The organism is Hallella bergensis DSM 17361 (assembly GCF_000160535.1).
GTDB lineage: Bacteria > Bacteroidota > Bacteroidia > Bacteroidales > Bacteroidaceae > Prevotella > Prevotella bergensis.
This window is the reverse complement of record NZ_GG704780.1, coordinates 799824-812751: the sequence shown is the minus strand read 5'-3', so window position 1 is coordinate 812751 and position 12928 is coordinate 799824. Positions and strand designations below refer to the sequence as shown.

The following is a 12928-nucleotide window of genomic DNA, read 5'->3' as shown; positions in this document are numbered from 1 at the left end:
GTTATTTCTTGTTTTCTAAGGGTAAGATAAATGATTTGATGACATCAGCAAGATAACCTGCACCCTCGATAGTAGGATGTATGCCATCACGCTGGATCATCCCTTCAGTAGGTTTATACAGCGTATGAAGGTCAATAAACCGGCACTTGTTCTTTTGGGCCAGTTTCTTCACAACAGGACAAATCTCATTGACGATAACTGAATCACTGATAGTTCCAAGATCACTATAGGCTGTAATTGGAGAAGCCAGAAATATCTTCGGCTGTGATGGCAATGCCTTCAAAGAATCTATCATCTGTTGCATATCGGCCGAGAATTCCCTACCATACTTCCAATTCTTAGGCTTTGAATCATTGGTACCTAGCTTGATCACGACGATATCCGGATTGAATCCAAGAGCATCTTTCCATGCCTGCTCTTTCATATAAGGATAGTCGCCATGATTGAGCATAGTGCGACGGCCTACACCGAAGTTACGAACGACATAACCATTACCTAATTTCTGTTGCAACTGTGCAGGATAACCAAATAGAGAGCGCATGAAGATGCCGGAGCCATCAGTAATGGAATTACCGACACAAGCCACACGAATAGCATTACGGTTTGGAGAAGGAATGGATGCCAGCCATTCATCCAGATCACGAAGCATCTGCTGATGATACTTGAAATCAGCATGAAACCCAAAACCATGACCTCCTGATGGGTAGCAATAGAGCGCACTATTATTGCCTACATGATGTTGAGCAGAGAAATAAGCCACGCCATTTGGCAGGATGGGAACGATATCATCATCATTAGCCAGAAACACCACAGAAGGAGGAGTAAGATGCTTGGTGACAGCCAAGTCGTTGGAATACTGAGCCACCACAGAGGCATCATCCTTGTCCTTTCCCAAGAAGTTATCAACAGACCCATGATGAGTTTGCTTGTACTGCATAGTGATGACAGGATAGAACAAAATAGAGAAATCAGGGCGCAAAACCATTGGGGCATGAGTGCTGACGGTAGATGCCAGATGACCACCAGCAGAGAACCCCATAATACCGACGTCCAAAGGATTGATGTCCCATACCTTTGCACTGTCACGAACCATCTTCATAGCAGCATAGGCATCATCGATAGGGATATTACGATTGCCATGAGGCATACGATATTTCAACACACAACAAGCAATGCCCTTGTCCATGAAATATCCAGCCCAGTCGGTGCCCTCATAATCCACCATCAACTTAGAATACCCGCCGCCAGGACAAACAACAATGGCGCGTCCCGTAGCATTGCCCTCAGGTAGGAACACCGTAAGGGTTGAAGCCCTATCAGAAGTAATGTTGCGCACAAAAGTCTTTGCCGGCACCACTAAGGATGCCAGCGAAAGACACGAACATAAAAAGAGAGTTTTTTTCATAACCGAATTCATTAAAGCATTTCACAGAACTCTATCTTCTCCTTGTTAGGACCTTCGATAGTGAAATACTTCACACCGTTTTCCCAATAAGGAAGACTGCATACATGCCCCTCGAGACTCTTGTACCCTTTCTTCTCAACTACATGAAAGAGTTCTTCAACATCCTTCACATCCAGACTGATATGATCAATACTACCCCACTTCATAGCAGCCTGACCGTTCTGCCAGGTTTCAATGGTCAAATTTCCAATACGCAGGAAAGCTACTTTCTCACCGTCATTGACAGTTGAATAAGCTATTTCAAAGCCCAAGTCTTTGAAAAAAGCCTTAGTCTTTTCTATATCATTCGTAGGAATACCGATATGCTGTATTCCTGAGCAATAGTCTTTTATCTTCATAGCATATTATTTTTAAGTGTATATAAATTATTTATATTCTTTTGCTTCGTTGAAATCCGTTGTAAAGACATCCTGCGTATAAGTATGACCATAACCATCTGTCGCTACGATCTTCACCTTTGCAGATGGATTTTTCAGTTTATAGATGAAGTCGTGCATGGTGTATTTCTCAAAATCATCAGCTTTACGCTGGAGGACTCCGATGTGATAACCACAAGCCCAAGCATCAAGATGGAACTTATCCAATGAGTTGATCATCTCTCCCGACAGTACACCATCCTCATAGCAATAGACTTTCCAACGGTAATCCCAATTCCATACATTGGCAACAACATAGTCAGACGATAAACCATATTTATAGGCTCCATAAGGACCTCCAAAGTGTGCATCACCATGAAATAGGCGTATCTGGTAATTTTTTGGTTGGTTCACCGCCTGGTACCAGTTATCAACGATCTGATTGTCCTTTACTTCATAGACGCTGAATCCATTAGGAGTACCGTCGCCATTGATGGTAGAATGCCAAAAAGCACCACAAGCTGCGGCATTGATACGTTCTTCCACTTTGACAGGTGCCTTGGTGACATAATTACGCAGGTAGTGGGTATGCCCACAAATCAAGATACGGTTAGGATAGCCAGCCAAAAGACTGAGCATATCATTACGCCCCTCGTAATTCTTATCATCACGAACAGGGATATGATAGTATACGACAATGAGCTTGCTCTTATCAACATAACTCAGATCCTTTCTCATCCAGCTAATCTGTTCAGGACTAAAAGCTCCCTTATAAGTCATTCCATCGGAATACTTCACATTATCGAGAGCTATGAAATGCACGTCCCCCTTATTGAAGGAATACCACGTCGGTCCCCATGATTTCTCATAAGTCTCACTGCTGCGGGGCTTCGTGGTACTACCGTCGACCTTGAAATAATCATGATTGCCTATAGCTGAAAAACAAGGCATGGAAAGGGAATTGAGCAAGCTACGCATCGGTTTCATGTATGTCGGACATTCCTCATGGCAGACATCTCCTGTGGTAATGCCAAGGACTGGTAAGGTAGAATTACCGATGAAAGACTTGAGTTCTTCCATTCCTTCCTGACGGAAACGGCGGTAGCTGTCATCACTTCTTATCTGCGGATCGGCCATAGCAACCAGATAGAAATGACTCTCATCACCGATAGCTGTCTCAAGTTTGAAATCATAACGCTTGATGCCTTCAGAAAGAGACTTATAGAAATCGGCACTACTCTGTTTGAAACCCTTGGGGATGGAATAGAATACGAAACGAGCAGAAGAATTGCGCCTCATCTCATAAAAGCCCTTGGCATTGGTAGTAACACAAGTATAACCATCAGAAACGACTACACCCTGGAGAGCCTGTCCTGCCTGACTGGTGATCTGACCATAGAGATCATTGCCAATCTTAGGGGTGAAATCCTCAGTGGAAGGTTTCTCTACACCTTCGATTCCTCCACCTCCGCTGATATCGTCAGTACCTGTACCACACGAAGTCAAAGGTTCAACGGCCAACAAAACCGTCAGCATCCATATTTTTGAGATTATCTTCTTCATATTCATTACTTTCATTGTTATTCACTGACAACTATATCATCGATACAGAAACGAGTAGCGTTAGCTGTAGTGAAGGTGATTTTAGTATCCGCAGTAACACCACTGACAGTAAAGGTCACGGTTTCCCAAACCTGACCTGTCATGGTGCCATCATGCTGATACTTGTAGGTAGCAATGGATGGAGTACCCTCACTCACCTTGATAACAAGACTAGAGCCCGTAGTTCCTCTATATTGTGCCACTTGGCAGGTGACAGTGACTACACCAGACTTTGGAGCATAACCCAAGGCTGGAGTGGTGATATAACCTTTGACCTTACGAGTTCCCATCTTCACATATCCAGGGTGCTCATGAACCTCAAGACCTGACCATCCCGTCATACCACGTGAGGCAAGGAATGAAGGAGCAAAGACCGCAAAGAAATCAGCACCACCGTCATCAGTGGTATTGGTTGCTTTCAAGGGAACACTAGGATCTACGACACGCCCCTCAGGGGTTTCCATATACCCTCCCTTGACACCAGGTTTGTTGGCAACAATATCTGAGCCCCATACACAAAGATCAAAGTGCTGCTCGATAAGGATACGGTTGGAAACCTTGGCTGTAAGGGAAACTGTTTTCGCATCGGTATCATCAGAGGTAACATTCAAGGTGATGTCTCCTTTAGTGGAAGGAGTACCTTTGAGAGGGATCTCTACGGTACCCTTCTCAGATGACAGGGTCGTTGTAAAGGGGTCTACAGAAAGACCATCGGCACCTACACCAGAAAGCGCAACATTGAAAGTGACTTTCATACCGTTATAACCATAGGTATATGGTATTTTGATAGCTACACCAGTGGCATCCACACCCGACTGCAAGGCAAGAGACAGAGAGGGAGTGCCTAAAGTGAAAGGCTTTCCCTCATCCTGCTTGACACGAACGATAAGTTCCTTGCCCGCAGCATGGATCAGGAAAGAATCCAAACGTTCGGCAGAAGTGTTGCGCTGGGCACCGACACGAATCTGCTCACGTGTAGAGCCATCACCTTGACCAGACTTTTTATCGATGTCCAACCAAGTCGAGTTTGTAGTGATCGTCCAATCACCATCTGTACATATGGTAAACAATTTGGAAGTGCCACTGCTTGTAAGAGTGATGGAATCATCGCTACGCAACACGAAACCCTTCTCGTCATCCGAACAGGACGTCATAACCATAGTTCCTAACATCAGGAATCCAAAAAGATGAATATATATTTTCATGACATGATTTCTTTATAGATTAAACAACAGATGCTACTATTTGTCCCAGCCATAGTTCTGACCCAAAGCAGGGTTCTTCACCAAGGCTGCACGAGGGATAGGATGAACATATTTGTTGTCAGTCCAACTGGCATCATTAGCAATATGCAGTCGTCCATCTTTCCACTGATAAAAAGGACTCTTGCTCAAGTTCACATAGTATACACCAGACACCTTTTTAGAAGGTACCTTATCGACTACAGCAAGATCTACCTTTCCATCACCGTCAGAGTCGATCGGTTTTCCCTTCTTGCCGATATAGATACTTGACCAATGGTTCATGAGCATCTCTCCCTCATTCCAGCGCATCAAATCGTTATAACGTAGGTTACCACCTTCCATAAAAAGCTCGATGGCTCGCTCACGACGGATCTCCAACAACCATTTATCAGTACACTTATTATGATAGTATGCGATGAGGTATGGGTCGGCATCAACAGGAATTTTACCATCAACACCAGCTCGCTCACGGATAGGACGGATAGTCTTATTCCAAAGACCCTCTGTCATCTCACCCAGCTCAGCCTTGGCCTCTGCCTCGTTGAGAAGGACTTCAGCATAGCGAAGTACTGGGAATGAGTTAATGCCACGGCCTGTCGTTTCATAGAAAGTATCATCAAGATTGAACTTGATGATCTGATAGCCTGAAAGGGTAATGTTCCAGTTAGGACTATAGTGTTGCATCTTTTGGCTGACTTTCTTTTGATAGGCAGGCGTGATGACGGTCTGTGCAAGACGCCAGTCACGATTCTTGCAGTTATCCGCAAAGGACAGCTGGTCGTAAGAAGGCTGATCGGTGAAGCGACTTCCATCGCGTTTAAGATAGGTGTTGATGAACTCCTGTGTAGGAGACCAACGCTTGGAATCATTACCTGCCGACACGAACGACTGGGTCACATTATGTGTCACTGCAAACTGTGAACTATACTCACGGGCAAGGATGATCTCCTGTGTCTTTGGAGATTCTTGGTTGAAAAGACTTCGATAAGAATCCGAATCACCGCTGACAATACTGTAAGCCTTGCTATCGATAAGCGCCTCACTGGCCTTGACACATTCCCGAAGATAACGAGCGCTACTACCATTCTCTGTCCAAGGCTGTCCTGTGGCAGGATTTGTCTGGTGATACTTACGGAAGGTTCCTTCATAGAGGCATACACGGGATTTAAAGGCCAGTGCTACATACTTCGTAATGAGATAGCTCTTAGCTGTTTGGAGATGAGCACAAGCATAATCGAGATCGGCAAGTACACTGTCCATGACAAGCTCACGGCTGTCACGCTGCTTGTACAGTTGCAGTGAGTCATTCTGAGCAATGGTGTTGCTGTACCAAGGAACATTGCTGTAGGTTTTCACCATTCCGAAATAGAACCATGCACGCCAGAAACGCGCCACCCCACGATAATGATCAAGAATGGTAGGTGAAACTACTCCTGCTGCCTTGTTGATATGTTCAAGGAAGTAGTTACAGCGGAAAAGGTCATGCCATGTGCTCCATGTCCATCCACCCTGCTTGTCGACATCGAAATCAGGATGCAGGAATGTCTCACAGCTGCTAACAGCGATGTTATCGGCAGTGGTGTTACCAAGACTCAGGCCTGCTGCTGTAGGCATGAATGTGACATACAGGCCATTGGCATAGATCTTCAGTTCATCCTCATTGGCGAAAAACTTTTCAGAATCAATCTTACTGTATGGCTCACGGGTGAGATAATCATCACATGATGTAAAGGCGATCGCCAAGAATCCCAGAGCCAGGAATAACTTATTTTTCATTGTCTTACGCTTTAAAAGTTAGAATGTTATGTTCAGTCCAACGGTATAGGTCTTCATCATTGGATAGCTGTATCCTTCACCTACGACACCGACCTTATTGAGTCCATCGTGATCACCGGCACTGATGACCTCTGGGTCAAAGTTCTTGGCATGCTTGTGCAATGGAGTGAAGGTAAGGAGATTCTCACCTGTCACATACAGACGAAGCTGAGATAATTTCATGGAACGAATCAATGTCTTAGGGAATTCGTAAGAGAGGGTCACATTTTTTAGACGGAGATAAGCTGCATTCTGCAGATACATGGTGTTGGCATTTGAAAGGATACCCTTAGGCATTTGGGCAATCCAACCACGCTTTCTTGGCCAGTAGGCTCCAGCATTGACAATGTTACCTTCCTCATCAATATCAGCACAGTTGTTGCCATCCTGCCATGGGAGGTCGAAGCTGTAAGGGCGTGAATACTGTCCCCAGAAAAGTGAGGACTCACGCGCAGGATACCAATCACGCTTGCCAACTCCCTGCCAGAACATAGATAGTCCGATGCCATTCCAGTTACCACTGAGGGAGAAACTGTAACAATAGCGTGGTGTGGTATTGCCGATGACCTTAAGGTCGCCATGGTTGGAAAGGGTGCCGTTACCAGGATTGATGTACTTGTCATCATTGAGATCCTTGAACTTCAAATCACCAGCCTCCCAGACTGTACCTGCACTCTTGTAGTTGGCAAAATAGCTCTGTGAAGGAGAATTAAGAACATCCTCCTTGCTCTGGAAGAAGCCATCCGCCTCATAACCCCATATCTCTCCAATGGTCATACCCTCATAGTAATGAGTGGCATAGATGGTAGGAAGGGTGTTGGTAGTAGAGGTGTACTTGGTAATTTTGCTGGTTGCATCCCAGACTGACGCCTTGACGCTCCAGTTGAAAGGCTTGCCGGCAAGATAGAAATGATCACGCCAGCTCAGACTAGCTTCCCAACCGTTAGTACGGAGATCGGCATTATTACCCTTTGGAGCAGAATTACCATAAACAGCAGGAAGTTCCTGACCTACAACATACATATTGGTGATGTTCTTGCGATAGATATCAAAAGTCAATCCAAGACGTCCCTTGAACATGTCCACATCAACACCTATGTTATAGGTTGCAGTCTTTTCCCACGTGAGGCCCGTAGGAACAGGTGTAGGAGCGTTGGTATATGAAAGCAGCTGACCATTGGCAACAACATTCGATGTAGCAACAGACATGGTAGAGAGATACTGGTATGGAGAGACAAGTCCATTACCAGCAGAACCTGCAGAAAGACGAATCTTCATGTTATCCAGAAAGCTCTCATGAAAGGCGTGCATGAACTTCTCATCGCTGACTCTCCAACCAACGCTGACAGAAGGGAAGAACCCCCATTTCTGGGCTGCTGGGAATTTTGAACTACCATCGTAACGACCACTGGTTTCGATGAGGTAACGTCCCTTCCAGTTATAGTTCAGACGGTAGAATACGCCTATGAATCCCCAGCTGTAGCTGCCGTTATCATTGATATAATAGGCATCACCATCTGTAAGATTGAAGTTTGGCTTGTCCTTGACCAATAGGTTGTTACGCTCTACACGAGTACTCTTGTACTTTTCGTCCTCAATATTCCAACCTCCCATGGCGGAGAAATGATGGTCCTCACCAAGCTTAGGGGTAAAGGTAAGGATTACATTGCTCGATAGATAATCCGTATCATAGAAACGATTTTCAAGATAACTGAAAGACTGATGGACCACAGGAATATCAGGACCGCGATAGCCAGTATAAAGATTACCAACCTGGTTACGAGTAGCATGATAATGATTATAGGTAAAATCAGCCTTAGCCTGCAGCACATCCTTGAGGATATCAGCCGTCAATGTCGAGGTGTTCCTTATACGCATATCCTTATACTCTCGCCATGAGTCACCATCACAGAAGCCAGCCCATCCAGAATAGACAGAAGCTTCTGTCCATGTGCCATCGAGGTTCTTCTCCAAAGTCATCGGATAAAGCTGTTGTTCCATCTGGCGTTGAATTGGGATGAGCGATGACATATCAGTTGGATAATAAGCATACATTACCGCAGGCTCATGATACTTACGCTGCCAGAACTCGGCATTATTCTCCAGCAATAACCACGGACGGATACGAATGCTACCTTTGGCACGCAGATTATAGCGTTTGAAGCTCTCACCACCTTCGCTATAGACACCATTATTGAAGTTATAGCCTCCTGAAAGAAGATAGGTAGCGATGTCATTGCCACCGCTGACACTCAGATTATGCTGAGTAGCGTAGGAGTTGTCCTTATAAATACGACCGAACCAGTCGGTATTACCATAATATTCATAATAGCCATTCTTATTGGTACGCATCTTCTCAAGGGTTGGATCAGCATCACGCTTCTTGAGTTCACCGTACCAGTCCTCCCAAGAATTGATACCTTTGTTGAAAACATTACCGATCACACTGGGGATAGTACCTTTTTGGTTAACATAAGCTGTATAGAAATTGGTAGCCCATTCAAGGCCGTTGTTGACAGTCTCAGGCCTCACAGTACGACGTTGGAGAGATACGTTACCGGAATAACGCACGACAGGAGCTCCTTTTTTGGCTTTCTTGGTGGTCACAAGAATAACACCAAAAGCACCCCGAGCACCATAGATAGCACTGGTAGAGGCATCCTTCAGAACAGATACACTCTCCACGTCCTCCGGATTCACAGCATTCAGATCTCCCTCCACTCCATCAACAAGGATAAGGGCATTGCCGCCAGCACCAATAGAATTAACAGCACCACGAATCTTGATATTACCAGAACGAATAGGCTTACCATCGGTCATGGTGATGGTAAGGCCTGGAATCTCCCCCTGGAGGGAGCGGGTGACATTAGGATTGGCTCGGTTCTCCAAGACCTCACCACCGACCTGTGATACTGTACCAACAAGGTCACGCTTATGTTGCATACCATAACCAACTACAACAAGTTCGTTGAGGTTTTTCCCCTCTTCTTTTAGAATGATTTTGTTATCACCTGAATGGACAATAACAACGCTGGACTTATAGCCAACATAGGAAATACGAAGTTTCTTTCCAGGCTTGACACTGATAGAAAACCGGCCATCGATGTTGGTGACTACACCATTTTCGGTGCCTTCTTCCATGACGGTAGCACCGATTAGTGGTTGACCATTCTCATCTTTCACTTCTCCCTTGATTATGCCTTGAGCAAATGTTGTTGCCGACATGGCACAGGAAGCAATGAAGAGAGCTACAGATCGTTTACTCCATTTGTTCATAACTTTCTTATTTTAAAATGTACTGAAAAGTACCAGGTTAGTATTATGATTCTATTGCAGTAATGTTGAATTTCTATTATTTTTCCAGATTACTCAGGCACCACTCATCTGTTACCCTATAACCATAGAGACCATAGAGGAGCATGACAATCTCGCAGGCAAGAGCGATGACCCAAGTATATTGCCAACTACACATCACATCAGCAAAGAAGCCTTGGGCTACAGGGAAGACTGCACCACCGAAAACACCCATCATGAAAACGCCGGATGCCTTAGAGGTATATTCTTTCAGACCCTGTGTGGAAAGAGTGAAAATACAACTCCACATCACAGAATGGAACAAGCCCACTGCACAAAGGAACCATAGGTTCTCGCTCACAATGGCAATAACGATGAGTACTGATGAGATGACGGTAGTGGCGATGAGGGTATTCCGAGGATTGAAGTCACGGAAGAAAGTAGAAACGAATCGTCCAACAAGGAATCCTCCCCAATAGAGGGTGGCCAAAAGGGCTGGTACACCATCTCCCATCCGGAGTTCCATAGCATGAAGATTAATATTCGAACCTATAGAGACCTCAGTACCTACATAGAAAAAAATGGCAATGACACCCAATGTGAGATGACGGAAGGACCAAATGCTCCTTGGTAATCTCTGATTGCCTTCAGCACGTGTCCCAGACAAGTCTGGAAGTGACATACGAGTAGACAATCCCGTGACAAGGGCTATGATGCCGGCTATAACAAGGAACGGTACCAGAAGCTGGTTAGCGGTGATATCATCAAGTGATACGCCAGAGAATACAACCATTGTCAGGAAGAACGGTGCTATTGTCGTACCGAAGGAATTGACGGCTGTAACGATGTTCAGACGTTGTGCAGGACGTGTTCCCGGAAGGTTGTAAGCTGATACATAAGGATTGATCACCACCTGCAGAATTGCAGCCGAGGTTCCCATAAGGAATGATCCAAGGAGGAATACTATGAAGCCCCATGGGATGGAACCTCCTGTATACGCTATGCGTATATCATAATAATGTACTACAATATAAGCGGCAAGATCATACAACAACAGACCTGCAACCATACACACAAGGGCACGTAACATGGTACTCTTATAACCATGCCTGTCAATCCATCTTCCAGCTACACTGCTGTTAAGCAGGTAGCCCAGGAAAAAGAAAAAGGATATCAGTGTAGTGAAGGTGTTCTTTATATCTCCGGCATCACTGAGGAATGCTATCTTCAGCGGTCCCTGAAATTGACCATTAATGGTTGTCAGGAAGCCGACGAGGAAATATACGAAGGTGAGAAAAATAAATGGTCCTACACTGTAATGACGCAACTGTTCCATAAGTCTATATGATAGTTTCCAATGTCTTCATAGCACCATTTTTTGCAATGGCTTCTACAAACTTGAGATATTGAACCTTGAAAACTTCAGAAGCTGCAAGATCGGTACTCTCAAATGGTGAGAGATGCAGGAACTCTACGGCATCGTCACTGGCAATAAGCTTCCTGTCGTTATCAGTGAGCCATGGCTCGGCTACCTCAAAGGTTGCACCATCATCATCCTTATGATACTTCAAGTAGTGACGGTAAGCAGCCAAAAGATAGGTCACACGTATGAGATCCTTACCATCGGCAATCATATGAATCAGGTTAGGCATCACATATACAGGGAACTTGCTGACACCATCGAAACAAAGACGTGCCACCTGGTCGCTCACAGTGCGATTGGCAAAACGCTCGATAAGAGTCTGCTTATACTCGTCAAGGTCGGTATTACCGGGAGCAGGTACATAAGGGGTAATATCTATCTCCATGAAATCTCTCACAAACTTCACGATACGCCCATCACGCATGGCTGCATCGACCTTACGATAACCACCTAAAAAAGATGGATATGAAAGAAGCGTATGACTGGCATTGAGAAGAGAAAGCTTCATATTCTCGTAAGCACTCACATCCTTACAGAATTCCACTCCTACTTTTTCCCAATCAGGACGGCCTGCAGCAAAATTATCCTCGATAACCCACTGTATGAAATCCTCCGTATATACAGGTGCTTCGTCATGAGTTCCATTACGCTCATTCAAGCGTTTAATATCCTCTGGCTTGGTAGCAGGAGTGATACGGTCGACCATGCTATTAGGGAATGTTACATTGGCTTTCAACCACTCGTAGAGATCTTTGTCCTGAGCCTCTATAAAAGTGGTGAACGAACGACAACAAGTGTCGCCATTATGCTGAAGATTATCGCAAGAGAGGATAGTGATTTTACCGACACCGGCATCACGACGACGACGGAGACCTTCTGCTACATATCCAAAGACTGTCATTGGGTGTTTCCAATCCTCAAGATCGTGCTTGATCATCTCATTCTCCAACATGAAACGACCGGTAGACTTCTCCTGATTGTATCCGCCTTCGGTAATTGTCAAAGTGATAATCTTGATATCCGGATCTGCAATCTTATTGAGGATAGCTTCTTGATTATTCATGCCCCAGTACAACTTCACGAGTGAACCGATAAGCCATGTTTGGTCCTTACCATCACGTCCGCATACGGTAAGCGTATATTCACCTTCCTGGTTATGAAGAGCCGTATAAAGGCGTTCATCCTGAGGTAGTATCATGGCTCCACAGAGTCCCCAAGAACGCTGATCAGGATTCTGCTCCAATAGCAGGTTAGTCAGATACGCAAGATGAGCGCGATGAAAGTTTCCAACGCCAAAATGAAGTATTCCGGTTTTAACGTTGGTGCGGTCATAAGTAAACGTGTTAACAATAGTGTTCATAATAAATTGGTATTAATAGTTTAACATTGGTTTTTATAGTTAATTTAAATCATTAGGCTTAGCAATTTCAAATATATATAAAAAAATGCGTCATGTCAAGTGAAAACTTTACGCAAACGTTCCCGCAAACGTTTGAAAAAAATGGAAACGTTTGCATCCAGTGTCAATACACCAAAAACTCTCTCCATAATTTCGACCTACTGCCTAAAATACTAAGATAAAAATATCTTTATGCACGACTAAGCTACATACCATTCTCATAAGCCTACATTTTGAGGGGGCAATTTAATAATGTGGCTTAAAGCACGTATTTAGGACAAAGGTATATATACTGGCTCTGACTCTTTTCCTTCAAAAAGGAAGACCATT

8 protein-coding genes are annotated in these 12928 nt (G+C 44.6%); all 8 read right to left on the bottom strand.

The genetic code is table 11. The annotated features are described in order from the left end of the window. Position 1: 1 nt before the first annotated feature. Positions 2-1405 carry an acetylxylan esterase AxeA1 gene (gene axeA1 / locus HMPREF0645_RS03095; protein WP_044123258.1) on the bottom strand — a complete coding sequence of 468 codons (1404 nt, stop codon included), beginning with the start codon at positions 1403-1405 and terminating at the stop codon, positions 2-4. Between the two features lie 11 nt (positions 1406-1416). After that, positions 1417-1803 (bottom strand): VOC family protein, encoded by a 387-nt coding sequence (locus HMPREF0645_RS03090; protein ID WP_007173389.1) that lies wholly within the window; start codon positions 1801-1803, stop codon positions 1417-1419. 27 nt (positions 1804-1830) lie between these two features. After that, a complete protein-coding gene (locus HMPREF0645_RS03085) occupies positions 1831-3384 on the bottom strand; it encodes a calcineurin-like phosphoesterase C-terminal domain-containing protein (RefSeq protein WP_044123257.1) in 1554 nt (517 codons plus the stop codon). A gap of 17 nt (positions 3385-3401) precedes the next feature. Beyond that, on the bottom strand, positions 3402-4577 hold the full coding sequence (locus tag HMPREF0645_RS03080; protein WP_156777828.1) for a BACON domain-containing protein: 1176 nt from the start codon (positions 4575-4577) through the stop codon (positions 3402-3404). 87 nt (positions 4578-4664) lie between these two features. Beyond that, positions 4665-6443 (bottom strand): RagB/SusD family nutrient uptake outer membrane protein, encoded by a 1779-nt coding sequence (locus tag HMPREF0645_RS03075; protein WP_007173386.1) that lies wholly within the window; start codon positions 6441-6443, stop codon positions 4665-4667. Between the two features lie 18 nt (positions 6444-6461). Continuing rightward, positions 6462-9758 (bottom strand): SusC/RagA family TonB-linked outer membrane protein, encoded by a 3297-nt coding sequence (locus tag HMPREF0645_RS03070; RefSeq protein WP_007173385.1) that lies wholly within the window; start codon positions 9756-9758, stop codon positions 6462-6464. A 76-nt stretch (positions 9759-9834) separates the two neighbouring features. Next, positions 9835-11112 (bottom strand): MFS transporter, encoded by a 1278-nt coding sequence (locus HMPREF0645_RS03065; protein ID WP_007173384.1) that lies wholly within the window; start codon positions 11110-11112, stop codon positions 9835-9837. 4 nt (positions 11113-11116) lie between these two features. Next, positions 11117-12559, bottom strand: coding sequence for a mannitol dehydrogenase family protein (locus tag HMPREF0645_RS03060; RefSeq protein WP_007173383.1), 1443 nt, complete (start codon positions 12557-12559; stop codon positions 11117-11119). Positions 12560-12928 lie beyond the last annotated feature (369 nt).

Bases quoted from the DNA above. Each gene is read 5' to 3' on its own strand.
- axeA1 (WP_044123258.1), bottom strand. From the start codon at position 1,405: ATGAAAAAAACTCTCTTTTTATGTTCGTGTCTTTCGCTGGCATCCTTA.
- HMPREF0645_RS03090 (WP_007173389.1), bottom strand. From the start codon at position 1,803: ATGAAGATAAAAGACTATTGCTCAGGAATACAGCATATCGGTATTCCT.
- HMPREF0645_RS03085 (WP_044123257.1), bottom strand. From the start codon at position 3,384: ATGAAGAAGATAATCTCAAAAATATGGATGCTGACGGTTTTGTTGGCC.
- HMPREF0645_RS03080 (WP_156777828.1), bottom strand. From the start codon at position 4,577: ATGACGTCCTGTTCGGATGACGAGAAGGGTTTCGTGTTGCGTAGCGAT.
- HMPREF0645_RS03075 (WP_007173386.1), bottom strand. From the start codon at position 6,443: ATGAAAAATAAGTTATTCCTGGCTCTGGGATTCTTGGCGATCGCCTTT.
- HMPREF0645_RS03070 (WP_007173385.1), bottom strand. From the start codon at position 9,758: ATGAACAAATGGAGTAAACGATCTGTAGCTCTCTTCATTGCTTCCTGT.
- HMPREF0645_RS03065 (WP_007173384.1), bottom strand. From the start codon at position 11,112: ATGGAACAGTTGCGTCATTACAGTGTAGGACCATTTATTTTTCTCACC.
- HMPREF0645_RS03060 (WP_007173383.1), bottom strand. From the start codon at position 12,559: ATGAACACTATTGTTAACACGTTTACTTATGACCGCACCAACGTTAAA.